Source organism: Saccharomonospora amisosensis (assembly GCF_011761185.1).
In the GTDB taxonomy this organism is placed as follows: domain Bacteria; phylum Actinomycetota; class Actinomycetes; order Mycobacteriales; family Pseudonocardiaceae; genus Saccharomonospora_A; species Saccharomonospora_A amisosensis.
Map to the genome: position 1 here is coordinate 1,054,698 of NZ_JAAOYM010000001.1, position 26,914 is coordinate 1,081,611.

The window sequence follows — 26,914 nt, forward strand, 5'->3', positions numbered from 1 at the left end:
AGGCTCAACCGTCCTTGGTGGCCAGCCGCGCGTAGGCAAGGCAGAGCCCGATGACGAGGTAGCACGCCGCCCGGAGCGCGCCCTCTCCTAGCGCGTCGGCAGGGATCGGGTCGCGCAGCACGTCGGCGATGGCGGTCCAGGAGGAGTTGAGCAGGAACGGGTGCAGCCAGTCCAGCGCGTCCAGCAGGTTGAGCACCGAGAACACCACCACGCCGCCCAACACGGACGCCACGACCAGCATCGGGTGCTCGGTGGTGGCGGAGATGGCCAGCGCGACCGCGGCGACCGCCCACAACTGCAGCGCCACCCAGCCGGCAGCCAGCAGTACCCGCAGCAGCGCGCCGGGAAACGACAACGTCGTACCCGACAACGTGAGCAGGGAGTCGGTCCCGTTGATCGCGAGGCCGGTCAGCACGCCGGTCAGCGCCATCACCAGCACCGCGGTGAGGGTCAGCACGGCGACGCCGACCGCCTTCACGAACAGCAACCTGCCCCTGCTCACCGGGGCCAGCAGCATGCCGCGCAGCGTGCCGTGTGCCTGCTCGCCCGCGATGGCGTCGGCTCCCGCCATCGCCGCGCTCAGCGGCAGCAGCAGGCTGAGCGTCATCGCCATCGCGCCGATCGGCAGCACCATCGCGTTCGCGCCCGCCGTGGCGAGAAGTGCGCCGTTGCCATCGCCGCCCCGGCCAGGCGGTCCAGGGGAATCGACCAGCGTCAGCGCGATCCCCACGATCACGGGGACGACGGCGAGCAGACCGAGCACCACAAGGTTGCGTGGTCTGCGGAAGATCCAACGCAACTCGGCTCGCAACAACCGGACCAGTGGCGCCCGCAGCCGACCCGCACGCTGCTCGACCCCGGAAACCGAGGTCGGTGTCACATCGGTGGTCACGTCGCCGCCTCCTGCTGCTCTTCCGGACCCTCCTGCTGGGTCAGTCGCGCGAACAGGTCCTCAAGGCCCGTTCGCGCCCTGCGCACCTCGTGCACCGGCACCTCGGCGTGCACCAGCGCGGCCACAACGTCCGGCGCGGTGGTCGCGGACAGGTCCACCCGAACTCCCTGCGGGGTCAACCGGGACGGCACCCGCCGCTCGCGCAGTGCCGCCACCGCTCGCGATCCGTCCGGTGTGGACACCAGCAGCGCGGGCGAGCCCGATTCCAGCAACTCCGACAACTCACCCTGCGCCACGACACCGCCCTCGTGCAGCACCGCCACGTGCGTGCACGTCGCCTCCACCTCGGCGAGCAGGTGTGACGACACCAGCACGGTCACCCCCGCGGCATGCAACTCCGCGATGATGGCGCGTACTTCCCTGGTGCCCGCGGGATCGAGGCCGTTGGTCGGCTCGTCGAGCACCACCATGCGTCTGGGAACCAGCAACGCGCCCGCGAGGCCGAGTCGCTGCTTCATACCCAGCGAGTAGGCCCGGTAGCGGCGGCCCGCCGCCGCCGACAGCCCGACCCGCTCCAACGCGGAATCGACAGCGCCCGCGACGTCGGCCGTTGCCAGTCTCGGCTCCGCCGAGGCAAGGCGCAGCAGGTTCTCGCGGCCGGAGAGGAACGGGTGGAACCCCGGAGCCTCGACCAACGCGCCCACGTCGGGCAGTGCCCTGCCCGCCCCGTCCGGCATGGGATGCCCCAGCAGCCGCACGTCCCCCGCCGTCGGGCGCACCAGCCCGAGCAGCATGCGGATGGTGGTGGTCTTGCCTGAGCCGTTGGGGCCGAGCATGCCAAGCACGGCGCCCTGCGGCACGTCCAGGTCCACGTGGTCGACCGCGACCGTGCTGCCGTAGGTCTTGCGCAGCCCCCTGGCCCGCGCCGCCAGCGGTACGGTCGGCGTGGCCGCTTCCTCGGAAACGGCCACGCCGGTCAGTGCCGTGCTCACCGGCGGCCCAACGCCTGGGTCAGCACCTGTTCGGGCACCGCGCCTACCGCGACCCGACCGTCGTCGGTGATCAGTGCCGTCGCCACGGTGGTCTCGATCAGGTAGCCGGAGCCGTATGGCCCCCGCACCCGCTGCCCGACCTGTTCCAGCATCCCGCGCAGGTCACCGCCCGCTTCCGCCTCGTGACCGGTGTCAATCTCGGCTGGCATCCTGGTGAGCAGCACGGTGTCCCAGCCCGACCCGACGACCTCGGGCGCGACTTCCCCGTGCTGTCGCGGACCCCTCGGCCCGTTGGCCTGCTCTTGCTCCACCTCGGCCCCCTGCGGCGGGGTGAAGCTGAAGAGTTCCGCCGGTTGAGCGCCGAAGGAGATGTCGGTGAATCCCAGTCGTAGCGCGGGCTCGGTGGTGCCGTTGGTGAACGCCGACACCCGCAGCGGCAACCGCGTCTCGCTGTCGACGGCGACGCGCACCTCCCGCAGCAGGGTCCGCTCGTCCGGCTTCGGTGTCAGCACCAGCTCATAGGCGGCGCGGTCGGCGACGGTGGCCGTGCCGTCGACGGCCACCGTGCTGCTCTGCCGTACCTCGTTGAGCAGGCGGTTGGTCAGCGTTGCCGGGTCGGCGAGTTCGCTGTCGGCGGGCGGTGCTGCCCTGTCATGGGTGAGTGGAGTGCGGGTCACCGTGTTCTCGGCCGAGTCATAGGTCCACAGCACGTCCTTTCCGTGCACCACCGTGTACTCGCTCGTGTCGCGCTGGATCGCGAGCCTGCTGCGGCCCGAGCCGTCGTAGAAAACCCGGGTCGAGTCGGCCTCCAGCGCGGGCATCCCCGGCACGGTGGGCAGCCCGAGCCGGTTGTCCAGCTCCACCGTGCCCGACAGCGCCGGAGCGTCCGCCCGCAGTACCGATTCCACCAGGTTCTCCGCGCTGACCGGCGGCAGTTCCGGTGCCTCCCCCGCACCCGCGGGCAGCGCGAGCAACGCCAGCCCGACCGCCCCTGCCGCCGTGCCCGCGACAGCCACGGTCACGGCCCTTCGTTTCGGATTCACCATGCCCCTCCTTCTCACTACTTGCCAGTGTGTCCCACTTCGCCATGAACACTGCACGTCGTGCGCTGAGACGGACCTGAGATGCTGAGAGCGCGCTGAGAGCGGCGGCGCGAACGACCAGGAAAGCGGCATGCTGGCAACCGTGAACCCTCGAGTACTTGTGGTCGACGACGAGCCCGGAGTGCGCAAGGCCCTGCAGCGGGGGCTTGCCGCGGAGGGCATGGACGTCGTGCCCGCGGCCGACGGACCCGAGGCGTTGCGGCTGGCACGAACCGGTTCGTTCGACGTGCTGCTGCTGGACATCATGCTTCCCGGGCTGTCCGGCTACCGGGTGCTGCAACGGTTGCGCGAGTTGGGCGTGCACACCCCGGTGCTGCTCATCTCGGCCAAGGACGGTGAGGTCGACCAGGCCGACGGGCTTGACCTGGGTGCCGACGGTTACCTGGTGAAACCCTTCTCGTTCGTGGTGCTGGTCGCGCAGGTGCGGGCCGTGTTGCGGCGGGCGGCGGCCCAGACGGCGCGTGGCCCGCTGCGAGTCGGCGGGCTCGTGCTGGACAGGGCCACCAGGCAGGTGCACTGGCACGACGACCCGGTGGTGCTGAGCCCACGGGAGTTCGCGCTGCTGGAGGTACTCGTCGGCCGGGCAGGGACCGTGGTGACGAAGGGCGAGCTGCTGCGCGCGGTTTGGGGTGACGAGCACGCGGCGACCAGGAACGTGGTGGAGGTCTACGTCGGTTACGTGCGCCGCAAGCTGGAAGCGGCGGGCGCGGGGTCGTTGCTGAAGACCGTGCGCGGTCACGGCTACGTCGCGGCCGACCCGGCAGTGAACGGGGCGAACGCGGGGTGAGGTCGCCGCGCCGCTGGTGGCGGCGGCGCAGCTTGCGCTTCCGGATCACCCTCATCACCACCACGATCACCCTGGCGTTCCTGTTCGGGCTCGCGGTACTCGCGGGCAGGGCACTCGGTCCGCTGCTGGTCGGTTCCGTCGACGAGGAACTGGCCTCGGTGCTCGGCTCGGCCGCTCCGGTGGTGGCAGCGGGTGAGTTGCCTGCGGCCCCGCGCGGAATCGAGGTGCGGGTGCTGGACACGGCGGGCGACCCGGTGGACGGCGAAGCGCCGACCGGGTTGTCCACCGCGGCGATCGGCGAGCTGAAGGCGGGGCTCGCCGTCACGGCGGAACCTGGCCGTGCCGACGTGCCCGCCTGGCGCTGGCAGGGCTGGGTCGTGACGGCTCCCGACGGCTCGCAACGGCTGGTGGCGGTAGGCGCGCCGATGGTCGGCTTCGCCGAGGCCGTCGCCGACGGCTCGAGCTGGCTGTTGCTGGCGGCGTTGCTCGGGGCGCTGGTGGCCACGCTGGCGACGGCGATCGGGGTGCGCGCCGCGCTCGCACCGGTGAGCCGGATGCGGCGCAGCCTGCGCACGCTGCCTGCGGGCAGGCGGCTGCCGCAGCCGGAGGCAAGCGACGAACTGCGCGCGCTCGCGGGTGCCTTCAACGCGCTGCTCGCCAGGCAGGAGGAGGCCACGCAGCGGCTGCGCCGCTTCACCGGCGACGCCGCGCACGAACTGCGCTCACCGGTGGCCTCGATCAGGGTGCAGTCCGAGGTCGCCGTCGCCAATCCCGACCCGACGCTGGCGCAGGAGACACTGGAAGACGTGCTCGCCGAGTCGGAACGGCTCACCGCGCTGCTGGACGGTCTGCTCGCGCTGGCCCGGTCGGACGCGGGTGAGCTGCCGCCCTCAGAGCCGGTCGAACTGGTCACCGAGGTGCGTGAGGCGGTGGCGCGGCTACCGTCCGGTTCGCCGCCGGTGCGCGTCAGCGCCGTCGTGGCGGCCGCGTGGGCGCTGGCCACCAAGGCGGAGGTGGAACTGGTGCTGAACAACCTGCTGCGCAACGCCTGCCGCTATGCCGAGACGCAGATCGTGGTCTCGGTGCTCGCGGCGCGGTCAACGGTGCGGGTGGTGGTGGACGACGACGGTCCCGGCATCGAGCCGGAGCACCGGGAGCGGGTGTTCGACCGCTTCTACCGGATCTCCGACGACAGGGCGCGCAGCTCGGGTGGAGCGGGGCTGGGCCTGGCGCTCGTCGCAGAGGCGGTGCGCAGGAGGGGCGGGCAGGTGCTGGTTGGCGAATCACCCGAGGGTGGCGCGCGGTTCCAGGTGAGCTGGCGCCGCTACCGCGAGCAGGGTGCCGGTAGGTTGTCGTGAGCCATGGAACCTGTCGTGATCGTCGGAGCCGCCCTCGTGCGCGACCACGCCGTGCTGGCGCAGCAGCGCGCCTACCCCGCCGACATGGCAGGCCGGTGGGAGCTGCCGGGTGGCCGGGTGGAGCCGGGCGAGACCGAGCGCGAGGCTCTGCGCCGCGAGTGTGTCGAGGAACTCGGTGTCGAGGTCGTGGTGCACGGCCGCCTCGGTGAGGACGTACCGCTCTCGCCGGGCACGGTGCTGCGGGTGTTCACCGCGACGCTGGTCAGCGCCTCTGCAAGGCCACGGGCGGTCGAACACAGCGCGCTGCGGTGGGTGGACGCGGCCGGGCTCGCCGAACTCGACTGGCTGCCTGCCGACCGGGTGCTCGTGCCCGAGTTACGGCGGCTGTTGCGTACGGCCAACGCGCGCTGACGCGTCGGCTCCGACCACTGCCGACCGTGCCCAGCGGCCTTACCGTGGTGGCATGTACGTCGTCTTGCTGACCTACACCGCGCCGCTGCAGGAGATCGACTACGCGCTCGGCGACCACGTGGAATGGCTCGCCAAGCAGTACGAGCACGAGTACCTGCTGGCCTCGGGGCGGCGGGAGGCGCACCTCGGTGAGGTGTTGCTGGCCAGGCCCATGCCGCGCGGCAAGCTCGACGCGGTGCTCGCGTCGGACCCGCTGGCGCTGGAGCACCTCGCCCACCACGAGGTGATCGAGTTCGCTGTGACGAGAACGGCGGCGCAATTGCGCGAGCTGAACGAGTCCATCACACACTGAGCGGCGTTTGCCCTGCTCAGCCACCGCGGTGCCGGTGCGGACCCGGCACTGCCGGTCGGCGGCGCCAGCGGCGCGGCTATCCTGGTCGAGACCCAGCCCGGGCGACCGCCCGCTGGTCATTCCACCCTTTTTCGCACCAGGGAGCTCACGCGTGCCCACAGCCGCCGCCGCGAGGACCAGGACGGACCTGCGCAACATCGCTATCGTCGCGCACGTCGACCACGGCAAGACCACGCTGGTCGACGCGATGTTGCGGCAGTCTGGAGCGTTCGAGGAGCGTGCGGAACCCGTCGATCGGGTGCTCGACTCCGGTGAGCTCGAGCGGGAGAAGGGCATCACGATCCTGGCCAAGAACACCGCCATCCGCCGCCAGACCGCCGACGGTCCCGTGACGATCAACGTCATCGACACTCCAGGTCACGCCGACTTCGGCGGTGAGGTGGAGCGCGGGTTGTCCATGGTCGACGGCGTGGTGCTGCTCGTGGACGCCAGCGAGGGTCCGCTGCCGCAGACCAGGTTCGTACTGCGCAAGACCTTGCAGGCGGGGCTGCCGGTGATCCTCGTGGTGAACAAGGTCGACCGGCCGGACGCGCGCATCGCCGAGGTGGTCGAGGAGACGCACGACCTGTTGCTGGAGCTGGCCGGAGAGGCTGAAGGAGGAGAGGGCACCGCCGCCGACGACGCCGCACTGGAGGCCGTGCTGTCCATGCCGGTGGTCTACGCGGCCGCCAGGGACGGGGTAGCCAGCCTGCAGCGACCGGCCGACGGCACGGTGCCAGAGGGCGGCAACCTTGACCCGCTGTTCGACGTGCTGCTGAGCCACATCCCGGCACCCGTTGCCGACGCCGAGGCGCCGCTGAGCGCACTGGTGACCAACCTCGACGCCTCCAGCTTCCTCGGCCGCATCGCGCTGGTGCGTATCCACGCGGGGCGGCTGCGCAAGGGACAGACCGTCGCGTGGCTGCGCGAGGACGGCACCGCGCAGTCGGTGCGGATCTCAGAACTGCTGGTCACCGAGGCGCTCACCCGGGTGCCCGCCCAGCAGGCCAGCGCAGGGGATCTGGTGGCCATCGCCGGTATTCCCGACATCACCATCGGCGACACGCTGGCCGACCCGGAGCACCCCGAGCCGCTGCCGAGGATCACCGTCGACGAGCCCGCGATCTCGATGACCTTCGGTGTCAACACCTCCCCGTTGGCAGGCAGGGGCGGCGGCGACAAGCTCACCGCCCGACTGCTCAAGGCGAGGCTCGACGCCGAACTCGTCGGCAATGTCAGTGTCCGCGTGCTGCCGACCGATCGGCCCGACACCTGGGAGGTGCAGGGCAGGGGTGAGCTGGCGCTGGCCGTGCTGGTCGAGCAGATGCGTCGTGAGGGCTTCGAGTTGACCGTCGGCAAGCCGCAGGTGGTTACCCGCAGCATCGACGGCAAGCTGCACGAGCCGTTCGAGCGGCTGTACGTGGATGCTCCGGAGGAGCATCTCGGGTCCATCACGCAACTGCTGGCGGCTCGCAAGGGCCGCATGGAGCACATGACCGGGCACGGCAGCGGTCGGATCAAGCTTGAGTACATCCTGCCCGCGCGCGGCCTGATCGGCTTTCGTACCGACTTCCTCACCGAGACCCGCGGCACCGGCATCGCCAACCACACTTTCGAGGGGTATTTCCCGTGGGCAGGGGAGATCAGGACCCGGCACAGCGGCTCACTGGTCGCCGACCGCGCCGGTGCGGTGACCACCTACGCCCTGCTGCAACTCGCCGACCGAGGCACCTTCTTCGTCGAGCCGGGCGCGGAGGTCTACGAGGGCATGGTCGTCGGCGAGAACCCGAGGGCGGAGGATCTGGACGTCAACATCACCAAGGAGAAGAAGCTAACCAACATCCGCTCCTCCACAGGTGACGAGCTGGAACGACTGGCCAGGCCGCGCAGGATGGGCTTGGAGGAGGCGCTGGAGTTCTGCTCGGTGGACGAGTGCGTCGAGGTGACGCCGAAGTTCGTACGGGTGCGCAAGGTCACCCTGGACGTCTCTCAGCGCGCCAAGGAGCGGTCGAAGGCCAAGAGCCGAGACAACGGCTGAGCCTCACGGGAACCGTGACGCGCGCCGCTGCGTCACTCGGACAGCGGTACCCGTACCGCCATCCGGACTTGACATGCGATCTGGCAGTCTCGACACGACGGCGCACCCGGGTCGCGGGCGCGGTGAAACATAGTTCGACGAGCAGGGAGGGGCTGCGGCGTGCGAGCGAAGAACGGTAAGGCGGCTCATCCGTTACTGGTGCTGGTGCTCGCCGTGCTGCTCGCCGCGTGCTCGAACACCCCGCCTCCACCGGTGGTGAGCACTCCGATCGCGCAAACCTCGGTGCCGCCCGTCGAGACGCCCTCGCAGATCGTGGTCGGCATCGACGACGTGGTTGGCGGCTACAACCCGCACAACCTCGGCGACCTTTCCACGATCACGCAAGCGCTTTCGCAGCTACTGCTGCCTTCACCGTTTCGTTCCGACGACGACGGCACCCTCACCCTCGACGAGAACCTGATGACCTCCGCAGAGGTGACCTCCGAGGAACCGTTCACAGTCACCTACCGCATTCGCCCCGAGGCATCCTGGTCCGACGGCGCCCCGATCGCCGTCGAGGACTTCGTCTACCTCGCCGAGGCGATGAAGAACCAGCCCGGTGTGGTCGACCCCGCCGGTTACCGGCTGATCTCCTCGATCGAGCCGGGAGAGGGCGGCAAGCTCGTCGAGGTCACCTTCAGCGAGCCCTACCCAGGGTGGAAGACGTTGTTCGACAACCTGTTGCCCTCGCACGCGCTCAAGGACGCGCCCGGCGGGTGGCAGGGTGCCCTCGCCGACAGCTTCCCCGCCTACGGCGGCCCGTTCTCCATCAAGACCGTCGACAACGAGCGTGGCGAGGTCATCCTGGAGCGCAACGAGCGCTACTGGGCCAAACCCGCCGCGGTCGACAGGATCGTGTTGCACAGGTCGGACCAGCAGGGGATGGCCGCGGCTCTGCGAAGCGGCACCGACCAGTTCGCGCTCGCCCCCACCGACGCCGACGGCGTGAAGCTGTTCTCCGAACTCGGTGAGGACGCACAGTCCCACACCGTGGCGAGGCCCTACCTCGCCGAGGTGCTGCTGCGCCCGGCCGGGCCCGCGCTGGCCGACGACAAGGTACGTGCGGGGATCGCCGCACTGCTCGACAGGGAACGGTTGATCGCGGAAGGAACCCAGGGCGGCCCCTCCGCCCGGCTACGGGCGGGCTCGCAGGTGCTCGCACCCTCGGCGGAAGGCTACGCACCCACCATCCCTCCCGGGCCCCCTCGTCGCCCCGCTCCGCGCCAGGCGGAGCGGCTGCTGACCGAGGCGGGCTACACCCGGGAAGCAGGCACCTGGGTCAAGGACGGTCAGACGCTGTCGCTGGTGGTGGCCTCACCCGGGCAGCGGGAACCCTATGCCCGCGTCGCCAGGGAACTCAGCAGGCAGCTCATCGCGGCGGGAATCGAGGTAACGACAGTCACACCGCAGCCGAGAGAGCTGTTCTCCACCATGCTCGCCACACCGGTGAGCACGACCGAGCCCGACCAGCCGACCGGGCAGGGCCAGTCACAGCCACAGAACGGGGAGGTCACGGTGGACATCGCGGTGGTACCGAGGCCGGTGAGCGTCGACCCTGCTTCGACGCTGGCCTCGACGTTCGGTTGCGGTCCGGGCTGGGACTCCGAGCCGCCCGAGGGCAGCGGCGTGCGCACACCCGCCAACTCCGCGGCCTTCTGTGACGAGGAACTGCAACCCATGATCGACGCCGCGCTCAGCGGCGCTGAGCCGCTTCGGGACAGCCTTGCGGAGCTGGAGCCACGGCTGTGGCAGTCCAACGTGGCCATCCCGCTGTTCCAGCTGGCCGACACGCTGGCCATCGGGTCCACCGTCTCCGGCGTCACTCCCGGTCCGCCGCTGGTCGGGCCGTTCTCCTCCGCGGTCAACTGGACCAGAGGGCCCCGCTGAGGGGCCTGCCGACGGGCGAAACACCCACCGGCAGGCCCAAGAAGTTCACAGCAGTTGGGCACTCTCGGCGTAGTGGCACGCCGAAGGATGTCCCTGCCCGCGATCGATCAGTTCGGGCTCGGTGTTCACACACAGGCTGCGCTGGTTCTCCGACAGCGTGTTGGCGAACTTCGGGCACCGGGTGCGGAACCGGCATCCCGTCGGTGGGTTCACCGGGTTCGGCACGTCGCCGGTGATCACGATTCGCTGCCTGCTGCGTTCCTTGCGCGGGTCGGGCACCGGGATCGCGGAGATCAGCGCCTGGGTGTAGGGGTGGGCCGGGCTCTGGAAAAGTTGCTCGGCCGGTGCGAGTTCCACGATCTTGCCAAGGTACATCACCGCGATACGGTCGGCGATGTGCCGCACGACGGAAAGGTCGTGGGAGACGAACAGGTAGGAAAGATCCAGCTGGGACTGTAGATCCTGCAGCAGGTTCAGCACACCGGCCTGGATCGAAACGTCCAATGCGGACACCGGCTCGTCGAGCACGAGTACCTTCGGCTCCAGTGCGAGTGCCCTCGCGATGCCGATCCGCTGCCGCTGGCCGCCGGAGAACTCGTGCGGGAAGCGGTTACCGTGTTCGGGCCGCAGCCCAACCGTGCTCAGCAGCTCGCGTACCCGCTCCTTGCCGTTATCGCCGTAGAGACCGTGAATCCGAAGCGGCTCGGCCACGATCTCGTTCACGGGAATGCGCGGGTCCAGCGACGCGTAAGGGTCCTGGAACACGATCTGCAGGCTGCGACGCAGCCGGCGCATTTCCTTGTTCGGCAGGTCGTTGAGCCGCTTGCCCTGGAACAGCACCTCTCCGGAGGTTGCGGGCTGCAGGTTCAGCACCACTCGCGCGGTGGTGGATTTGCCGCAGCCGGACTCGCCGACGAGGCCGAGTGTCTCGTTGGGATAGATGTCGAAGGAAACGCCGCACACCGCGTGCACGTCTCCGATCCTGCGGCGCAGCAGCCCGCCACCGCGGACAGGGAAGTGCTTAACGAGGTCGCGGGCGGAAAGCACCGGTTCCTTGCCGGTGTCGATCGGCGCTACGGCCAGCGATGTCTCCGTCATGAGCGTGCCTCGCCTTCGAACGCAGCGGCAGGCTGTGGGTCGTCGGTCCTCGGGTGGAACAACTCGCCCGGCTCGTGGCCCTCCACCCGGTAGGCGAAGTGGCACGCCGCGAGGTGCTCCGGGGTGGAACCCGGTTGTAGCGTGGGCTCCTCGGAGTCACAGACCTCCTCAGCGAGCGGGCAGCGAGGGCTGAACGGGCAACCCGGCGGCATGTTCACCACCGAGGGTGGTGAGCCGGCGATCGGGTTGAGCCGCTCGGCCTTGACGTCCAGCCGGGGAAGGCTGCCGAGCAGTCCGAGCGTGTACGGCATCCGAGGGGTGTAGAACACCTCTTCCGCGGTGCCCGCCTCGACGACCTTTCCGGCGTACATCACCTGCACCCGGTCGGCCTGTCCCGCGATGACACCGAGGTCGTGGGTGATCAGGATCATCGCGGCGCCCGTCTCGCGCTGCGCGATCTGCAGTGACTCCAGGATCTGCGCCTGCACCGTCACATCCAGCGCCGTTGTCGGTTCGTCGGCGATGATCACGTCCGGCCGGTTGGCCATCGCGATCGCGATGACGATCCGCTGCCGCATGCCACCGGACAACTCGTGCGGGTAGGCCTTCGCCCGCTGCTTCGGGTTCGGGATGTGCACGGTCTCGAGCAGTTCGACGGCCTGGTCGCGGGCGGCGTCCTTGCGGATGTCGTTGTGCGCCAGGATCGCCTCGGCGATCTGGTCGCCCACCGTGTAGACCGGGTTCAGCGAGGTCATCGGGTCCTGGAAGACCATCGAGATGCCGCGGCCTCGCACCGTGGACATCCGCTTGTCGTTGGCGTCCAGCAGCTCCTGGCCCTGGAAGCGCACGGACCCGGAGATCTGGGCGGTCTTGGGCAGCAGGCCCATGATCGCCATGGAGGTCACCGACTTGCCAGAACCGGACTCACCGACGACACCGAGTACCTCCCCCCTGCGCAGCTGGTAGCTGACTCCCCGGACGGCCTGCACGAGCCCGTCGTCGGTGGGGAACTGGACGGTCAGGTCTTCCACCTCGAGTACTGGGTCGGTGGAGGTCATGCGCGCACCTTCGTCTGCTGGGGGTCGAACGCGTCACGCAGTCCGTCCCCGATGAAGTTGATCGTCAGCGCGATCAGGATGATGAACAGGCCGGGGAAGTAGAACAGCCACGGCCGCGTCGAAACGGCGGTCTGGTTCTGGCTCACCAGCAGCCCCAGTGAGGTGTCGGGCGGCTGCACACCGAAGCCGAGGAACGACAACGCGGTCTCGATGAGAATCGCGAGCGCCACCAGAATCGTGGCGTTGACGATCACCGAACCGAGCGCGTTGGGCACCAGGTGCCGGAAGATGATCCGCAGGTCGCTGGCACCGAGGGCCCTTGCGGCCTCGATGAATTCCTTCTCCCGAAGCGAGAGCACCACACCTCTGGCGACGCGGGACACGTATGCCCAGTACAGGCCGCCCAGCACGACCGCGATCAGCCACCAGCTGCCGCCGACGTTGTGCCCGAGCACCGCGGCGACGGCGAGCAGGGGGAGGGTCAGCACCAGGTCGGCGATGCGCATCAGGACGGTGTCGATCCAGCCGCGGTAGAACCCGGCCACCGATCCCCAGATCGTGCCGACGAAGGTCGCGAAAAGCGCGACCAGCACGGCGATCCCGATCGAGATCTGGGTGCCGCGCAGTACCTGCGCGAAGCTGTCGTGGCCGACGGCGTCGGTGCCGAACGGGTGGTCCCACGACGGCGGCTGCGAGTTGTCCCCGGTGAGGTCGGCCACGTCGTACTTCCACAGCGCGCCACCGACGAAGGCCAGCAACACGATCGCCAGCAACACGAAGAGGCTGCCCACGGCAAGCTTGTGTTGCAGGAACCTGCGGATCACCAACTGCGCCTGGCTGCGCTCGGCGACGGTGAACTCGCGCTCGACGGGTGGCTGTGTCGGCGTGGTCACGGGCGGGGCGGTTTCGATGTTGTCAGGCATAGCGGATCCTCGGGTCGAGCACGCCGTAGAGCAGGTCGGCGACCAGATTCAGCACGATGATGATGGTCGCCGAGAACAGCAGCCACGCCGTGATGGCGTAGACGTCGTCGCGCTGGATGGCCTGCAGCAGGAAGTGGCCCGCGCCGCGCCACTGGAACACGGTTTCGGTGACGACGGCTCCGGAGATGATCGAACCGAGGTCGAGTGCGGTGACGGTCGCCAGCGGGATCAGGGCGGTGCGCAGCGCGTGGCGGCGCATCACTCGGCCCCTGCTCAGGCCCTTCGCCCTCGCAAGCCGGACGTAGTCGCTGTTGAGCACCTCGAGCATGGAGCCGCGCTGGAACCGGCTCCATGCGGCGAAGGAGATGAGTGCCAGCGAGATAGTGGGCAGCACCATGTGGCCGAGTGTGTCGGCGAGCTGCGCCCATGCGCCGCCCGCGACATACACCGAACTGTCGCCGATGGTGTAGAGCACTTGGTCGCCGACGGCGTTGTTGAAGCTGATGCCCGCTTCCTTGAGCAGGATCGCGAACCAGAACGACGGCATCGCGAGGAACAGGAAGCCGGTGAAGGTGAAGGTGTAGTCGATGCCGGAGTACTGCTTCACGGCGCTGACCACACCGACGATGACCGCGAGGATGAGCGCGATGAGCATGGCGGCGGCGATGAGCCGCAGCGTCACGAGATAGGCGCTGGTGACCTCGGAGCCGATGTCCATGGTCGACTGCACCGAAGGGCCGAAGTCACCCCGGAAGATGCCGGTGAGCCAGTTCCAGTAGCGCTCGAGCAGCGGCTGGTCGAGGTTCAGCCGTTGCCGCTCCAGTTCGATGGTGTGTGGCGGTGGCGGCGGGTTCTTCGCCATCAGTTGATTCAGCGGATTGCCCGACAGCGACGCCATGAGGAAGACGACGAACGTCGAGGCGATGAGGATCGGCACCGATATCAGGAATCGGCGCAGGGCGTAGGCGAGCATGGAGGTCTTCCTGCTGTGAACGAATCGACGTGCGGCGACGTAGCTGGTGGCTGCGTCGCCGATTCAGCGTAGGTGGGGCCGGTCCGCATCCGGTGGGGAGGCCGCCTGTGACGAAGGCCTCCCCACCGGTGGGTAGTGGTTCAGACGCGTGGCGTCAGCCTGCCCGCAGGCCCCACTCGCCGATGTTGTACACCGGACCGTCCAGCGTCGAGTTGTTGCGGATGTTGGCGATGTTGTCGTACGCCGCGATGAACGTCGGCTTCTGGTACAGCGGAAGCACGTAGGCGTCCTCGGCCATGATCTTGTTGGCCTCGTTCACCTTGCTGATCGCCTCCTGCCGGTCGGTCTCGGCCGCGGCCTCGCCCAACAGCTTGTCGACCTGCTCGTTGCTGTAGTTGCCGAAGTTGTTGCCCTGGCCGGTCGTCCAGTTCTGCACGGCGTTGGCGAACGGGTACGGCGAGGCGACCCACGCGAACACCATCACGTCGTAGTCGCCGCTGTCCAGCGTGCCACCGAGGTCGTCGGTCGGCTCGACCTTGACGTTCACGCCCAGCTCCTTGGCCGACTGCGCGAACAGCTCACAGGAGTCCTGCCGGATCTGGTTGCCGGTCGTGTAGCGGATGCGAAGCTGCGGCACGGCCTTGCCGTCGGGGTCCATCAGCTTGCCGCCCTCGACCTTGTAGCCGGCGTCGGTCAGGATCTGCTTGGCCTTCTCGACGTCACCGGCACCCTGCCCGGTCTGCGAGATGACGTCCTCGTAGCCCTCCTGCTGCGGCATGAAGTTGTTGCTGTTCAGCGGCTTCACCTTGTCGGTGAACTGGCCGACGGTGCCGTCGATCAGCGCCTGCCGGTCGACCGCGGTGAACAGCGCCTGCCGCAGCGCCTTGTCCTTCAGCGCGGGGGTGTCGAGGTTGAAGTCGAAGTGCTCCCAGGTGAGGCCAAGCCCGACGTAGGACGACACGTTCGGGATGTTGCGCACCTGGTTGACGAGGTCCACCTGCGGCTGCGGGTAGATGACCTGCACCTCGTTGTTCGCCAGCGCGGTCGGCTCCTGTGCCGCCTCGGTGATGATCCGGAAGATCACCCGGTCCAGCTTCGGCTTCTCGCCCCAGTACTTCTCGTTGGGCACCAGCGTGACCGACTTGTCGTTCTCGAACTTCTCGATCTTGTAGGGACCAGCGGAGAAGTCGGGCACGGTCTTGCCGAACCACTCGAACGACGACTTCAGGCCCTTGGGCGTGTTCAGGTCACCGTGCTCGGCGGCGATGTGGGCCGGGTACATCGGGGCGCCGGACTCCCACAGCTGCTGCCAGTCGGTGAACGGCTTCTTGTAGGTGACGGTGACCGTCTTGCCGTTGTCCGAACCCTTCACGGACTCGACCTGGTCGTAGCCCGCGGTGGCGGCCACGGCGCAGTCCGGGCAGTCCTTGCCGTTCTGCACCTTCCAGTTGTAGACGAAGTCGTCGGCGCTGATCGGCGTACCGTCGGACCAGACGGCGTCCTGGTTGATCTTGTAGACGATCGTCTGCGGGCTGTCCTTGGTCTGCTCCGCCGACTCCAGCACGGCCTCGTTCATCTTGAAGGACAGGTCGGGCTGGCTGTAGAAGGTGGAGGGGAGCACGCCCTTGAGCACCATGGCGGTCTCGAAGACGTTCCCCTCGGACGATGTGACGTTCCAGTTGGGGATGTTCTTCTCGATGGCCATGGTGATCTCGCCGCCGTCCTGCAGCTGATCGGCCGGAGCGGAGTTGCACTCATTGGGGTTGGCATCACACTCGGCGAACGCCTGGCCGGTCTGGCCGCCGCCTTCGCCGTCGCCTTCCCCTCCCCCTCCGCACGCGGACAGGACGAGTGCCGCTCCTGCGACAAGCGCGGCGTACCGCGCCACGCGTGACTTGCTTCTCAACATTGACTCTCCTTGCTGGACGCCATCGGGGTTCGAGGCGATCTCTGGCGCTTCGCGGTGAGCTGTTCGATGTGATCGAGTTCGCGCACCGTTAACCCTGCACGCTAAGCACTGTGGCGACGCGTGCACTGCTGCGGACAGCGATCGTGATGCAACAGTGATTCCCTAACGGTTACGCCGAACGAGTGAAATGCCGGTATTGCCGGTTCTCCAGCGTGACGGCCGTACGGGTTCCTCACCCTTGCTCCCTGCTTCCTCGACGTGGCGCTTCTCGTAACGCCGGGAGAATAGCCGAGGTGTTCCGAGATGTGGACACCTCGAAAGAACTGAATGTCATTCAGTAACCAACCGGCAACACGTTGGTGTGTCGATTACCTCGTTAGGCTGAAGCCGTGATCCCAGCCGAACGCAGGCTCGTGATGGTGCACGCGCACCCGGACGACGAGAGCATCACCACGGGCGGCACGATCGCTCGCTACAGCGCCGAGGGTGCCCAGGTCACCGTGGTGACCTGCACGCTGGGCGAGGAGGGCGAGATCATCCCGCCCGACCTCGCGGAGCTGGGCTCCTGGGCGGGTGACCAGCTCGGCGGGTACCGCGCGAGCGAGCTCGCGGCGGCGGGCAGCGCGCTGGGCTGGACATCACAGCGATACCTGGGCGGCATCGCGGCCTGGCGAGACTCCGGCATGGCGGGTACGCCCGCCGCCGAGCATCCGCGCGCGTTCGTGCGGGGCACGGTGCGCCAGCAGTCGGAGCAGTTGCTGGACGTGCTGAACGAGCTGCGCCCGCAGGTGGTCGTGACCTATGACGCCAACGGCGGCTACGGCCACCCCGACCACATCCGCGCGCACGAGATCACCACCGCCGCGGCAGCGCGAGCCGAGTCGGTGGCGCGGGTGTTCCACACGGTCAACTCCGCGGAGGCGACCGCGCGCGGTCTTGCTCGGCTTCGCGCTCGAGACGATGTGCCCTTCCGAGTGCCCGATGCCGGTGAGTTGCCGACCACCGACGACGAGCTGATCACTACGGAAGTGGACATCAGTGCCCACCGCGACGCCAAGCTCGCCGCGTTGCGCGCCCACGAGACTCAGCTCACCGTGGGAGCTGACTGGTTCGCCCTTTCCAACAACCTCGCGCAACCGGTGCCGGACACGGAGTTCTTCGTACTCGCCGACGGGCCGCGCGCCGGTGCCGACACCGACCTGTTCGGGGGCCTTTAGCCGTGCGAGAAAGGACAGTCGACCGGCTGCTGATCGCGGTACTCGCCGTCGACGCCGCGCTGCTGGCCGTGCTGGAGCTGTTCTACCTGCCGTTGCGGCTCGACGGTCTGCTGCTGCCCCGCTTGCAGGACGCCCCTGTGCCTGTCAGCGCCGTTGTCGCCGCCGTGACCACGCCGCTGCTGGTGGTCGTGGCGGCCAAACTCACCTCCCGCCGGACGGCGACGGTGCCGTTGCTGGTGTGGTTGCTCACACTGCTGGTCCTCGGCGTGCTCGGACCGGGCGGGGACGTGGTGCTGCTGGCCGACTGGCGCACGCTGCTGTTGCTGGCGGCAGGAGCGCTGCCGGGGGCTCTCGCGCTTGGTGGCGCGCTGGCACCGGCTACCGGCCGGTCCCGATAGGCTCGCCGACCGAGGCGGTGCTACCAGGAAGGGTGGGTGTGTCCTATGGGGGAGGCCATCACCGACCGGCACGTCGTCGCCGCGTTGCGGCCGTTCGTGCGTGCCACCGGGCCGATGGTGGACGCGCTACGCGAGGCCGACCCGTTCGGACTTGTCGCGGGTAGCGAGGCGGGCGAGGAACCCGAGCTGAAACCCAAGTCGCGGGCGAGGCTCGTCGAGGGGCTGCGGTCGGTGCGGGTGCCGGGTACCACGGCGTGGAGCCGGATGGCTGCCGGTGAGCGCACCGACTGGTGGATCAACCGGGTGGGCCGGTTCACCTCGCTGCTCACTGCCGTTCCCGGGCTGGGCGGGGCGCTCGCGGACCGGTTGCCCATCCAGGACACCCTCGGCGCCGCCTCGCAGGGCGTGCTGTTGTGTGCCATCGCGGGCGAGCGCGGTGTGACCGACGTCGGCGATCGGGTTCGGCTTGTCGCCTGGGTGCTGTTCGAGCGGGAGATCCCGCCGGACCTCGCGCAAGGGCGTTTCGCGGGGCACGACACGGCCGAGGAGGACGCCGAGACCGGCAAGCTGACCGAGGAGTTGGACGAGTCGTCGAGGCGGTACGGCAAGGTCACGCTCAAAGCCTCCGCGCGAACGCTGTGGCGGCTGGGCCGCTCATTACTGGCGATCTCCGACGAGTTGGAGAAGCGGCCGAGTGGCCGCTTCTACCACCACGCCATCGGGATGCTGCCCGTCGTCGGAATGGTGGGCGGCTACTTCGGGGAACGCGCCGGGCTGAAACGGGCGGCCAAGCGCGCGGACGAGTGGTTCGCCCGCCACGCCTGACCCGCGAGTCCTGCGTTCCTGCCCGCGAGTCCTGCGTTCCTGCCCGCGAAGTCGGTCAGTAGCGCCAGAACATGAAGATCATCTGGCCGAGTTGCGCGGCCCGCTCGTCGCCGCCGACGGCGCCGAACAGCGTGTCCGTGATGTCCCACAGCACCTGCGCGAAGCCGGGCAGCGCGAAGATCAGGGCGAACAGCACCAGTGGCGCCCACGGCCGTGCCTTCGCGCCGAACTCCCGCGCCTGCGGCGACAGGTACGGCTCGATGGCACCGAAGCCGTCCAGTCCGGGCACCGGCAAAATGTTGATCACGAACGCGAGGATCTGCAGCGAGGCGAGGTAGGAAAGGCCGACCAGCAGACCGAGTGGCATGTCCACCAGCGTCACCACGATCGTGAGCACGATGCCGAGGCCGAGGTTGCTCAGCGGGCCCGCGAGCGAAACCCACGACGAGACCGAACGGGACCGAAGTGCCCACCGGTTGATCCAGACGGCGCCACCAGGCAACGGGATCCCGCCGATCGCCAGGATGATCAGCGGAAGCACCAGCGACAGGACCGGATCGGTGTAGCGACGGATGTCCAGCGAGAGGTAGCCCTTGGCGGCCACCTCGCGGTCGCCGCCTCGGTAGGCGACCAGCGCGTGCCCGAACTCGTGGAACGTCAGCGACAGCGCCCACCCGCCGATCACGAGGACGAACACCCCGAGGGTGCCGAGCACGGTCCGGCCGGTGATGGTTACCGGGTCGACGAGCGCGGCCAGGATGCCGCCCGCCACGGTAACGGCGAGAATGACGTAGAAGAGCAGGCTGGGGCGAACCACTGAACGTTGCACGGGCCTAGTTTGTCCCATCCGGCCGCGGCGCGGACCACCCATGTCGGATCCGGACGCGGTCTTCTCGGCGTGTCCCCTTGCGCACGGCGCCGGAACTATCCCCCAACCTCGCTACTCCGCTTGACCCAGCCTTACTACACGGGTGTAATCACATTGATGTCATTTTCGCTGTCTGAAGGGGGGCAGTGCGTGGCATCCCATACCGCCAAGCCTGGGAGTGCGTGAGAGCGAGGAGGCGGACGTGCGGTTAGACACTACTGGAATGGAATGGGGGCACGTCATGGAGTGGGGTGGACACCCGGACGACGATCTGGGCGTTCTCACCGACCTCCTCGATGTGGCGGGGGAGCAGGATTGGCAGGAGCGGGCCCTGTGCGCGCAGACCGATCCTGAGGCCTTCTTCCCGGAGAAGGGGGGCTCCACCCGGGAAGCGAAGCGGATCTGCCAGGGCTGCGAGGTCAAGGACGACTGCCTTGAGTACGCCCTGGCGCACGACGAGCGGTTCGGAATCTGGGGGGGACTCTCGGAGCGCGAGCGGCGCAAGTTGAAGAAGCGCGCGGTGTGATCGTTGACCGGGGCTCGTCGTTAGGGTAGGCGAACCGCCCGCCCTTTCGAGCTACGGAGAGGTACTTGCCCCGGTCCTCCACTGAGTCAGCCGAGCTGTCGCTGCCACCGCTTTCGACCGCGCCGGTACTCGCCGTCCTGGTCTGCCACAACGGAGCGGAGTGGCTGCCGCTTGTGCTGTCCGCCTTGCGGCGCAGCACGATTCGGCCACGGCACATTCTCGCCGTCGACACCGGTTCCAGCGACGACACGGCTGAACTACTCGCCGAAGCCGCGGACCACGACGAGGGCACCGGACCGGTCATTCTCGACGGTGTCATCACGCTCGAAGCCGGCACCGGTTTCGCCGACGCTGTCGCCGCGGCCGTCGACACCGCCCGCGATCGCTGGGGTGATCCCGGCGCGTGGATCTGGCTGCTGCACGACGACAGCGCACCCGAGCCAACGTGCCTCGACATGCTGCTGCGAGCCGCGGACACCGCGTCATCGGTGGCTGCTCTCGGCCCGCTCGCCGTGGACTGGACCGATCCTCGGCTGATCGTGGAGGCGGGACTGTCCACCGATGCCTCAGGTCAGCGCAGGCACGCTGTGCCGCGACGGTTCGGTGACGGCGAGCAGGCGCCGGAGCAGACCACGGAGGTGCTGGCGCTGCCGAGTGCTGGCGCATTGATCCGCAGACAGGTGTGGGAGGACCTCGGCGGTTTCGACAGCGAGTTGCCGTTGCTGCGTGAGGACATCGACTTCGGCTGGCGAGCCAACGCGGCGGGCAACGTGGTGCTGTGCGTGCCACCGGCCCGGCTGCGGCACGTTCGGGCGATGGCGACCGGCCACAGGAAGGCGCACGCGTTGCCCGGTTCGCTCGCCTCGACGGCGGCCGCCGACCGCGCGTACGGGTTGCGCACCTACCTGGTCAACTGTTCGACCGTCGCGTTCGTACTCGGACTGCCGAGGCTGGCGTGGCTGGGTCTGCTGCGCGGTGCCGGGTTCGCCGTGCTCGGCCGCCGCGAGCGGGCACGCGCCGAGTTCGCCGCGATCGCCTTCCTGTTCGGTGGTCGTGCGAACCTGCGGGCCGCTCGTGCGACGAGAATCGCCCGCGGCTCCGTGCGGGGGTTGTTCACCGGAAGGTTGACCCGGCTACGGGAAGCGATCGCCGCTCTGGCCGTGCGAATGGTGCGCAGGCACGTGGAAAGCGACGCGGCGCTCGGCCGGTTGCCACAGGCCTCCGGGGAGGAGTCCGCGTGGATTCCTCCCGAGGCTCGCTACAGCCGCGAAAGGCCGGTAGGGCCGGACGCGCTGCCCGCGGGCGCGCGCCGCTCGATCCGGTCACCGAGCACGGGGTTGCGCAGGCCCGCCGAGGTCGTCGCCGTCAGCGTGCCGCAGGACAACGCCGCTGCCGAGCCATCGGCCACGCAGCCCTCGCCGGGCCCGCAAGGCGGGAGCAGCGGCAGGGACCTGGTGTTCGTCGAGGTCGATCGCCGCAGGCTGCTCGCGGCGACCGTGTTCGCACCCCCTTCCGTGTTGCTGGTGGCGCTCACCGCGATCGCGCTCGCAGTGAACTGGCAGCGGCTGGGGCTCGACCTTTCGGGCGGTGCGCTGCTGCCGGTCGGCGCGCTAAGTCAGGTGTGGACCACCTACCTGGAGTCGTGGCACGCGGTGGCGGGAGGCACGGCGAGTGCGGCTCCCGTCTCGCTGGCCGTGCTCGGTGTTCTCGGTGCGCCGTTGGCGCCCCTCGGCGGCCCCGCCGCGGTTGTCGCCGTGCTGCTGCTCGCTGACGCACCGCTGGCCGCACTGGTGGCCTACTTCTCCACCCGGCGGCTGCGGGTTGACCGCTGGGTGCGCGCGGCCGTGGCCGCCGCCTACGGCCTGCTGCCGTCGGCGACGGCCGGGGTCGCGCAGGGCAGACTCGACGTGGTGGTGGCGCACATCCTGCTGCCCGCCGTGCTCGCGGGCGTCGCTGCCGTGCTCACCCGATCGGACCGGCGTTGGTTGAGCACAAGCGTGCTTTGCGCGTTCGCGCTCGCGGTGCTCGGTGCCTTCTCGCCACTCGCGCTGGCGTTGTCGCTCGTGCTGGCGCTGATCGGGTTTGTGGCGTTGCCGCAGCCGACGCATCGGCCCGCCAGGTCCATGGCCTCCGTCGCGATCGTTGTGCTGCTGCCGCTGGCGCTGCTGCTGCCGTGGCTGCCCACGCTGTTCACCCATCCCGCGTTGCTGCTGCACGGTGTCGGCGGGCCGGCCTTGGTGCTTCCGGGTGGCACCGACTTCGCCGGACTGGACCCCGCAGGGCCAGGCGCGTTGCCGGTGGGGATCGCCGTGGTCGCCGCGGCGCTCGTGGCCGCCGTGGTGCGGCGGCCCACCGTGCGGCTTGTGCCAGGACTGGTGCTGCTCGTGCTCGGCGCGGCAGGTGTGGCGGTGGTGTCACTGCTGAGGGTGGTCCCGCTCGGTGGTGTCACACCGGCGCCTGGTTTCACCGGGGTGCCGCTGCTGTTCGCCGGCGCCGGCCTGCTCGCCATGGTGCTCGGTGCAGGCGTCGCCGACCGGCACGCCGTGCCGAGGCAGCTCACCTGGCTGGTGGCGGTTGCCTGTGCCGCGCTCGTCGTCGCGCTCGGCGCGGGCGGAGTGGCGGCAGGCAGACAGGGTCCGCTTCAGCCGGACGGCGGCGGGCAACTCGCCCCGTCGCTGACCGCCGAACTCGCCGAGACCGGGCGCGGTGTGCTCGTGCTGGGCGAGCGGGTTCGCCAGGTGGCCGGACGTACCCCGAGATTCGGTGACGACGCCATTGCCCCCGTTGCGGGTGTGCCGCAGCGGCTCGCGGGCTGGCAGCGGGAACTACTCGCGGGCTCGCCGGAAGCGGTGACCTCGGCGGCGGCCGCCGGTGTGCTCTTCGTGGTGCTGCCGCCGGGTGAAACCGGTGCCGCGCTGAGAGCGGCCGCGCCTGACCTGGTGGCCGGGGCGCCACCGACCAGCGACGGCCGGGCTGTACTGCGGCTTTCGCCGGTGTCGGGCAGGGTTACGCTGGTGTCGCCGGAACAGGCCAGGCGCGCGGTGAGCGGCCAGCCTCCGAGCGGAGAGCTGATGGGTGGCGCGGCCGTGGCAGCTGTGGACGCCTGGCCGCCCGAGGTGCGGGTACGGGTCTCCGACGGGCCCGCCGGTCGCCTGCTGGTGCTCGCGGCCGAGCACGAACCGGGCTGGCGCGCGACCGTCAACGGCGAGCCGGTGCCGATCGTGCCCGCGTGGGGCCATCAGGTGGCGGTCTCGGTACCGCCGAGGCAGTCCGACGTCGCCGTCGAGTACCCGGCCGTGCTGCACAACCTGCTGCTGCTCGGCCAGGTCGCGGCGCTGCTGTTCACTGTGCTCACCGCGATCCCGGCCCGGCGCGAGCCGGAGGCCGGCAGGTCTCAGCCGCCGTCGATGATGTCGGGTTCCACACCCAAGTAGCTGGCCACCTGCTCCACCAGCACGTCGTGGACCAGGTCCGCCAGTTCTGTCGGGTCCTTCGCGCGTGCCTCGAGCGGCCTGCGGTACAGCACGATCCTGGCTCTCGTAGGCAGGCCGGTCTTGTCGACGCCCGCTGGCACCAGCCGGGAAATGGGCACCGAGCCATCGAGCAACAGGCCGTCGGCCTGCGTCTCGGGCAGCTCCGTGCGTACCTCCGGCACGTCGTCAACCGCCACGTCCAGCTTGGTGAGCTCGTGCCGCCAGCGGGCCTCGATCGGTTCCAGCGCGTCGAGCACCAGCGCGTCGAACTTCTCGGCGCGGCTGGCCGCGGCGGGCAGCGTAGCGGGATACAACGGCCCCCGCAGGCCGCGACCGTGCCGGTCGCGGCGGTGCCGCCGCCGCTGTCGCGAACTCCGAGCCGTAGCCACGTGGGGAAGGGTACGCTTTCGCGCGCCGACCTTCCCGGTGTGTCTGCGCCGCGTCTGGCGCCACACCGGCTATCGTGACCAACCGTGCCGAGCGTGCGGAAGTGTTCGCGGACGGGCTGCCTTGAGCCCGCGGTCGCCACGCTGACCTACGCCTACAGCGACTCCACGGCAGTGGTGGGGCCGCTCGCCACAGCATCCGAGCCGCACTCCTACGACCTTTGCGAGGCGCACGCGCTGCGGCTGACCGCGCCGAGGGGCTGGGAGGTCGTACGGCACGAGGGCGAGTTCGCGGCGCCGGAGCCGTCCAGCGACGAGCTCACCGCGCTCGCCGAGGCCGTCCGAGAGGCAGGCCGCACCGACCGCGCTCCCGCCCCCGCAGAGCAGCCTGAGACCGGCTCCGGCAGGCGTGGCCATCTGCGCGTGCTGCCCGGCCGCGCCTGACAACACAGCGCGTGTCGGTAGGCTCTGGCGCGGGTATCGACGCTTGCGAGAAGCCACCAGCACGACGATCGGGGAGAGGCGTGTCAGACCTGTCGGCCATCGTGAAGGCCTACGACATCCGGGGTGTCGTCGGTGAGCAGTTGAACGAGGACCTGGTCACCGACTTCGGGGCGGCGTTCGCGCTGCTCATCAAGCCGGACTCGCCGTCTGTGGTCATCGGCCACGACATGCGGGAGTCCTCGCCCGGCCTCGCGGACGCGTTCGCGCGTGGCGTCACCTCACAGGGTCTCGACGTCGTGATGATCGGACTGGCGAGCACCGACGAGTTGTACTTCGCCTCCGGCCGGTTGAACATGCCGGGTGCGATGTTCACCGCCAGCCACAACCCTGCCCGGTACAACGGCATCAAGCTGTGTCGTGCGGGTGCCGCGCCAGTGGGGCAGGAGTCCGGCCTCGCCGAGATCAGGGACACCGTCGAGCAGGGTGTTCCCGAGTTCGCCGGCCAGCCGGGCACGGTGACCGAGCGCGACATGCTCGCCGACTACGCGCAGTACCTGCGCACGCTGGTCGACCTTCGCGGCATCCGACCGCTGAAGGTGGTCGTCGACGCGGGCAACGGCATGGCGGGGCACACCGTGCCCGCCGTGCTTGGGCAGGGCCTGCCCATCGAGATCGTGCAGCTGTACTTCGAGTTGGACGGCAGCTTCCCCAACCATGAGGCGAACCCGCTCGACCCGGCCAACCTTGTCGACCTGCAGGCGAAGGTTCGTGAGGTCGGCGCCGACGTGGGACTGGCCTTCGACGGCGACGCCGACCGCTGCTTCGTGGTGGACGGTGACGGCCAGCCGGTTTCACCCAGCGCCGTCGCCGCGCTCGTCGCCGTGCGCGAACTGGCCAAGGAGCCGGGTGCCACGATCATCCACAACCTCATCACGTCCAAGGCCGTGCCCGAGATCGTCAGCGAGCACGGCGGCAACCCAGTGCGCACGAGGGTGGGTCACTCCTTCATCAAGGAGAAGATGGCGGAGACCGGTGCGATCTTCGGTGGCGAGCACTCCGCGCACTACTACTTCCGCGACTTCTGGCGTGCCGACACCGGCATGCTCGCTGCCATGCACGTGTTGGCCGCGCTGGGGGAGCAGGACCGCCCGCTGTCGGAGCTCGCAAGGCGGTTCAACCGGTACGCGGCCTCCGGGGAACTCAACTCGACGGTGGAGGACCAGGTCGCGCGACAGTTGGCCGTCAAGGACGCTTTCGCGGATCGGAGCGGGGTGAGCATCGACGAACTGGACGGGCTGACCGTCGACCTCGGCGAGCGCGGCTGGTTCAACCTGCGGGCCTCCAACACCGAGCCGCTGCTGCGCCTCAACGTGGAAGGCCCCGACGACGCTTCCGTGAAGGCCCTCACCGACGAGGTGCTGTCGATCGTTCGCGGTTAGGCCGCGACCGGCCACGGTGGGGCTCACAGTGGTAGAGAGGAAGAGTGGGAGGACAGATGGCGGTCACCATCGATGCGGGCCTGTTGGAGATTCTGGCATGCCCTTCGCCGGATCACGCGCCGCTGACGCCAGGCTCGCCGGACGACCCGGACGCGGACGCACTGACCTGCACGGCGTGCGGCCGGGTGTTCCCCGTGCGCGACGGTATCCCCGTGCTGCTGCTCGACGAGGCGACGCCCCCGACGAAGGGCGACGAGCGAGAATCCCGTGACGAATCCAGCCCAGACGGTGCTTGACGACTCCTTACTCGACGACCCCGCACGTTTGGCCGAAGCCGACGGTGCGGGGCTGCTGCGCGCCGCCGCGATGGCGGGTGCGCAGGTAAGGGCCACCTCGGAGGCTGCGGCCGAGTTGGAACTGTCCGAGCGGCTCGACCTGGGCCGACCCCGCTGCCTCGTCCTCGTGGTGCGGCCGGGTGTCAGCCGCTCCTCGGCTCTCGTGCTCGAGGCGCTGCTGGCCCACACCAGCCCGGTTCCCGTGGTGCTAAGTGACCTCGTGCCCAGTTGGATCGGCGCGCTCGACGTGGTGCTGGCCCACACCGACGACCCATACGACCACGACCTCGCGACCTCGCTGGAGCGCGCGGCCCGCTACGGCTCGACCGTGGTGGTATCCGCGCCGCCGGACGGCCCCGTGGCGTCGTCGGTCGCGGGTAGGGGGCTGCTCATCGCGCCCCGTGTCCCGGTGCCGCCCGAGCTGGCATTTCCGAGGGCACTCGCCGCCGGGCTGCTCACCGCCAACACGCTCGGCCTCGTGGTCGCCGACATCGAGTCCCTCGCCGACCAGCTCGACAACGAGGCCGAGAAGTGCCACCTCGGCCATGAGTCGTTCGTGAACCCGGCCAAGGGACTCGCCCTTCGACTTGCCGAGCACACTCCGATGTTGTGGGGCCTCGACCACATCGCAGTGGCCGTCGGCCACCATGCCGGTCACGCGCTGGCCGCACACGCGGCGCTGGTCAGTGACGTCGCCGACTACCGGCAAGCGATGGCAAGGCCCGCCCTCTACCGCGCGGCGCTGGAATCCGCGGGAAACCGTGACATCTTCGCCGATCCCGACGATCACCTTGCGGAAGGCCTGCCACCGCGGGTACTGCTGCTTGCCGTGCGTACCGGACCTGCCGCGGACAGCGCGCGGGCCCGGACGGGCGCGGCACTGCCTTCGGCGGACGTGCTCGCCCCTGCCGACGAGATCGAGGCCGACGACGTCGGCCGGGCCGCCGTGCTGGCATTGCGGTTCGAACTCGCCGCCGTGTACCTGGGTCTTGCGGCCGGGACCGTCGGTCGAGCAGGCCATGCCGGGCCAGTCACCGCTTAGGAGGCGCGGCGCGAGAGGAAACGGAGATGTTGTGGCTGACATGCGTCGCGGTCGGCTCACGCGCACGCATCCGACGCAAACGCTGCCGGTGCAGCGGACCGG

25 protein-coding genes are annotated in these 26,914 nt (G+C 69.5%); 15 read left to right on the forward strand and 10 right to left on the reverse strand.

Features of this window, described 5'->3' with window-relative positions:
• Nucleotides 1-4: 4 nt before the first annotated feature.
• From FHU38_RS05250 to FHU38_RS05260, 3 genes are read right to left on the reverse strand one after another with little or no spacing between them, the layout of a single operon-like run.
• On the reverse strand, nucleotides 5-880 hold the full coding sequence (locus tag FHU38_RS05250; RefSeq protein ID WP_390623316.1) for an ABC transporter permease subunit: 876 nt from the start codon (nucleotides 878-880) through the stop codon (nucleotides 5-7).
• Between the two features lie 8 nt (nucleotides 881-888).
• Complete coding sequence (locus tag FHU38_RS05255; RefSeq protein WP_167167045.1) at nucleotides 889-1,884, reverse strand: ABC transporter ATP-binding protein; 996 nt, start codon at nucleotides 1,882-1,884, stop codon at nucleotides 889-891.
• Nucleotides 1,881-2,930, reverse strand: coding sequence for a LolA family protein (locus FHU38_RS05260; protein ID WP_208415565.1), 1,050 nt, complete (start codon nucleotides 2,928-2,930; stop codon nucleotides 1,881-1,883). Before FHU38_RS05260 ends, FHU38_RS05255 begins: the two co-directional genes overlap by 4 nt.
• A gap of 127 nt (nucleotides 2,931-3,057) precedes the next feature.
• On the opposite strand from FHU38_RS05260, the gene FHU38_RS05265 reads away from it, so the two are divergent.
• The 6 genes from FHU38_RS05265 to FHU38_RS05290 all read left to right on the forward strand — a co-directional run bounded on the left by FHU38_RS05265 (nucleotide 3,058) and on the right by FHU38_RS05290 (nucleotide 9,898).
• Nucleotides 3,058-3,774 (forward strand): response regulator transcription factor, encoded by a 717-nt coding sequence (locus tag FHU38_RS05265; protein WP_167167047.1) that lies wholly within the window; start codon nucleotides 3,058-3,060, stop codon nucleotides 3,772-3,774.
• The gene (locus tag FHU38_RS05270) at nucleotides 3,771-5,132 is read left to right on the forward strand and encodes a sensor histidine kinase (RefSeq protein ID WP_167167049.1); all 1,362 of its coding nucleotides are present in this window, start codon (nucleotides 3,771-3,773) and stop codon (nucleotides 5,130-5,132) included. The genes FHU38_RS05265 and FHU38_RS05270 overlap by 4 nt, the downstream gene beginning before the upstream one ends.
• A gap of 3 nt (nucleotides 5,133-5,135) precedes the next feature.
• The gene (locus FHU38_RS05275) at nucleotides 5,136-5,543 is read left to right on the forward strand and encodes an NUDIX domain-containing protein (RefSeq protein WP_167167052.1); all 408 of its coding nucleotides are present in this window, start codon (nucleotides 5,136-5,138) and stop codon (nucleotides 5,541-5,543) included.
• A gap of 52 nt (nucleotides 5,544-5,595) precedes the next feature.
• Entirely contained in the window at nucleotides 5,596-5,895 is a 300-nt protein-coding gene (locus FHU38_RS05280; protein ID WP_167167054.1) for a YciI family protein, read from the forward strand.
• A gap of 151 nt (nucleotides 5,896-6,046) precedes the next feature.
• The gene (gene typA / locus FHU38_RS05285; RefSeq protein WP_167167056.1) at nucleotides 6,047-7,972 is read left to right on the forward strand and encodes a translational GTPase TypA; all 1,926 of its coding nucleotides are present in this window, start codon (nucleotides 6,047-6,049) and stop codon (nucleotides 7,970-7,972) included.
• 159 nt (nucleotides 7,973-8,131) lie between these two features.
• Nucleotides 8,132-9,898, forward strand: a complete 1,767-nt coding sequence (locus tag FHU38_RS05290; RefSeq protein ID WP_313886668.1) for an ABC transporter family substrate-binding protein — start codon at nucleotides 8,132-8,134, stop codon at nucleotides 9,896-9,898.
• A gap of 45 nt (nucleotides 9,899-9,943) precedes the next feature.
• On the opposite strand, the gene FHU38_RS05295 is transcribed toward FHU38_RS05290, so the two are convergent.
• The 5 genes from FHU38_RS05295 to FHU38_RS05315 form a co-directional block, all read right to left on the reverse strand.
• Nucleotides 9,944-10,996, reverse strand: a complete 1,053-nt coding sequence (locus FHU38_RS05295; protein ID WP_167167058.1) for an ABC transporter ATP-binding protein — start codon at nucleotides 10,994-10,996, stop codon at nucleotides 9,944-9,946.
• Entirely contained in the window at nucleotides 10,993-12,054 is a 1,062-nt protein-coding gene (locus FHU38_RS05300) for an ABC transporter ATP-binding protein (protein WP_167167060.1), read from the reverse strand. Before FHU38_RS05300 ends, FHU38_RS05295 begins: the two co-directional genes overlap by 4 nt.
• Nucleotides 12,051-12,977, reverse strand: a complete 927-nt coding sequence (locus FHU38_RS05305) for an ABC transporter permease (RefSeq protein WP_167167063.1) — start codon at nucleotides 12,975-12,977, stop codon at nucleotides 12,051-12,053. Before FHU38_RS05305 ends, FHU38_RS05300 begins: the two co-directional genes overlap by 4 nt.
• The gene (locus FHU38_RS05310; protein WP_167167065.1) at nucleotides 12,970-13,950 is read right to left on the reverse strand and encodes an ABC transporter permease; all 981 of its coding nucleotides are present in this window, start codon (nucleotides 13,948-13,950) and stop codon (nucleotides 12,970-12,972) included. Before FHU38_RS05310 ends, FHU38_RS05305 begins: the two co-directional genes overlap by 8 nt.
• A gap of 154 nt (nucleotides 13,951-14,104) precedes the next feature.
• Nucleotides 14,105-15,859, reverse strand: coding sequence for an ABC transporter family substrate-binding protein (locus FHU38_RS05315; protein WP_167167067.1), 1,755 nt, complete (start codon nucleotides 15,857-15,859; stop codon nucleotides 14,105-14,107).
• A 389-nt stretch (nucleotides 15,860-16,248) separates the two neighbouring features.
• Between FHU38_RS05315 and mshB the strand changes: the two genes are divergently transcribed.
• Genes mshB through FHU38_RS05330 form a run of 3 tightly spaced genes read left to right on the forward strand, consistent with a single transcriptional unit; the run spans nucleotide 16,249 to nucleotide 18,299 of the window.
• On the forward strand, nucleotides 16,249-17,076 hold the full coding sequence (gene mshB, locus FHU38_RS05320; RefSeq protein WP_167167069.1) for an N-acetyl-1-D-myo-inositol-2-amino-2-deoxy-alpha-D-glucopyranoside deacetylase: 828 nt from the start codon (nucleotides 16,249-16,251) through the stop codon (nucleotides 17,074-17,076).
• A 2-nt stretch (nucleotides 17,077-17,078) separates the two neighbouring features.
• Nucleotides 17,079-17,474 (forward strand): hypothetical protein, encoded by a 396-nt coding sequence (locus FHU38_RS05325; RefSeq protein ID WP_167167071.1) that lies wholly within the window; start codon nucleotides 17,079-17,081, stop codon nucleotides 17,472-17,474.
• Nucleotides 17,475-17,519: 45 nt separating this feature from the next.
• Nucleotides 17,520-18,299, forward strand: coding sequence for a hypothetical protein (locus tag FHU38_RS05330; protein WP_167167073.1), 780 nt, complete (start codon nucleotides 17,520-17,522; stop codon nucleotides 18,297-18,299).
• Nucleotides 18,300-18,354: 55 nt separating this feature from the next.
• Here FHU38_RS05330 and FHU38_RS05335 read toward each other — a convergent pair whose 3' ends face one another.
• Complete coding sequence (locus FHU38_RS05335; RefSeq protein ID WP_167167075.1) at nucleotides 18,355-19,128, reverse strand: site-2 protease family protein; 774 nt, start codon at nucleotides 19,126-19,128, stop codon at nucleotides 18,355-18,357.
• A 241-nt stretch (nucleotides 19,129-19,369) separates the two neighbouring features.
• Between FHU38_RS05335 and FHU38_RS05340 the strand changes: the two genes are divergently transcribed.
• Together FHU38_RS05340 and FHU38_RS05345 are read left to right on the forward strand one after the other, a co-directional pair.
• On the forward strand, nucleotides 19,370-19,693 hold the full coding sequence (locus FHU38_RS05340) for a WhiB family transcriptional regulator (RefSeq protein WP_009155954.1): 324 nt from the start codon (nucleotides 19,370-19,372) through the stop codon (nucleotides 19,691-19,693).
• Nucleotides 19,694-19,758: 65 nt separating this feature from the next.
• Nucleotides 19,759-23,127: a glycosyltransferase family 2 protein gene (locus tag FHU38_RS05345; RefSeq protein WP_208415566.1), complete on the forward strand. Its 3,369-nt coding sequence runs from the start codon at nucleotides 19,759-19,761 to the stop codon at nucleotides 23,125-23,127.
• On the opposite strand, the gene FHU38_RS05350 is transcribed toward FHU38_RS05345, so the two are convergent.
• Complete coding sequence (locus tag FHU38_RS05350) at nucleotides 23,088-23,555, reverse strand: metallopeptidase family protein (RefSeq protein ID WP_167167078.1); 468 nt, start codon at nucleotides 23,553-23,555, stop codon at nucleotides 23,088-23,090. The two genes, FHU38_RS05345 and FHU38_RS05350, sit on opposite strands and share 40 nt — an antisense overlap.
• 84 nt (nucleotides 23,556-23,639) lie before the next feature.
• On the opposite strand from FHU38_RS05350, the gene FHU38_RS05355 reads away from it, so the two are divergent.
• From FHU38_RS05355 to FHU38_RS05370, 4 genes are all read left to right on the forward strand, one after another.
• The gene (locus FHU38_RS05355) at nucleotides 23,640-23,996 is read left to right on the forward strand and encodes a DUF3499 domain-containing protein (RefSeq protein WP_009155951.1); all 357 of its coding nucleotides are present in this window, start codon (nucleotides 23,640-23,642) and stop codon (nucleotides 23,994-23,996) included.
• An 80-nt stretch (nucleotides 23,997-24,076) separates the two neighbouring features.
• The gene (locus tag FHU38_RS05360; protein WP_167167080.1) at nucleotides 24,077-25,435 is read left to right on the forward strand and encodes a phosphomannomutase/phosphoglucomutase; all 1,359 of its coding nucleotides are present in this window, start codon (nucleotides 24,077-24,079) and stop codon (nucleotides 25,433-25,435) included.
• 56 nt (nucleotides 25,436-25,491) lie between these two features.
• The gene (locus FHU38_RS05365) at nucleotides 25,492-25,731 is read left to right on the forward strand and encodes a Trm112 family protein (RefSeq protein ID WP_167167082.1); all 240 of its coding nucleotides are present in this window, start codon (nucleotides 25,492-25,494) and stop codon (nucleotides 25,729-25,731) included.
• Nucleotides 25,724-26,812: a hypothetical protein gene (locus tag FHU38_RS05370; protein WP_167175570.1), complete on the forward strand. Its 1,089-nt coding sequence runs from the start codon at nucleotides 25,724-25,726 to the stop codon at nucleotides 26,810-26,812. The genes FHU38_RS05365 and FHU38_RS05370 overlap by 8 nt, the downstream gene beginning before the upstream one ends.
• The last annotated feature ends 102 nt before the right edge of the window (nucleotides 26,813-26,914 follow it).

Excerpts from the sequence above, each read along its gene's own strand:
- FHU38_RS05275 (WP_167167052.1), top strand. The coding sequence starts at position 5,136 with ATGGAACCTGTCGTGATCGTCGGAGCCGCCCTCGTGCGCGACCACGCC.
- FHU38_RS05315 (WP_167167067.1), bottom strand. The coding sequence starts at position 15,859 with ATGTTGAGAAGCAAGTCACGCGTGGCGCGGTACGCCGCGCTTGTCGCA.
- FHU38_RS05265 (WP_167167047.1), top strand. The coding sequence starts at position 3,058 with ATGCTGGCAACCGTGAACCCTCGAGTACTTGTGGTCGACGACGAGCCC.
- FHU38_RS05295 (WP_167167058.1), bottom strand. The coding sequence starts at position 10,996 with ATGACGGAGACATCGCTGGCCGTAGCGCCGATCGACACCGGCAAGGAA.
- FHU38_RS05310 (WP_167167065.1), bottom strand. The coding sequence starts at position 13,950 with ATGCTCGCCTACGCCCTGCGCCGATTCCTGATATCGGTGCCGATCCTC.
- FHU38_RS05300 (WP_167167060.1), bottom strand. The coding sequence starts at position 12,054 with ATGACCTCCACCGACCCAGTACTCGAGGTGGAAGACCTGACCGTCCAG.
- FHU38_RS05280 (WP_167167054.1), top strand. The coding sequence starts at position 5,596 with ATGTACGTCGTCTTGCTGACCTACACCGCGCCGCTGCAGGAGATCGAC.
- FHU38_RS05365 (WP_167167082.1), top strand. The coding sequence starts at position 25,492 with ATGGCGGTCACCATCGATGCGGGCCTGTTGGAGATTCTGGCATGCCCT.
- FHU38_RS05260 (WP_208415565.1), bottom strand. The coding sequence starts at position 2,930 with ATGGTGAATCCGAAACGAAGGGCCGTGACCGTGGCTGTCGCGGGCACG.
- FHU38_RS05305 (WP_167167063.1), bottom strand. The coding sequence starts at position 12,977 with ATGCCTGACAACATCGAAACCGCCCCGCCCGTGACCACGCCGACACAG.
- FHU38_RS05330 (WP_167167073.1), top strand. The coding sequence starts at position 17,520 with ATGGGGGAGGCCATCACCGACCGGCACGTCGTCGCCGCGTTGCGGCCG.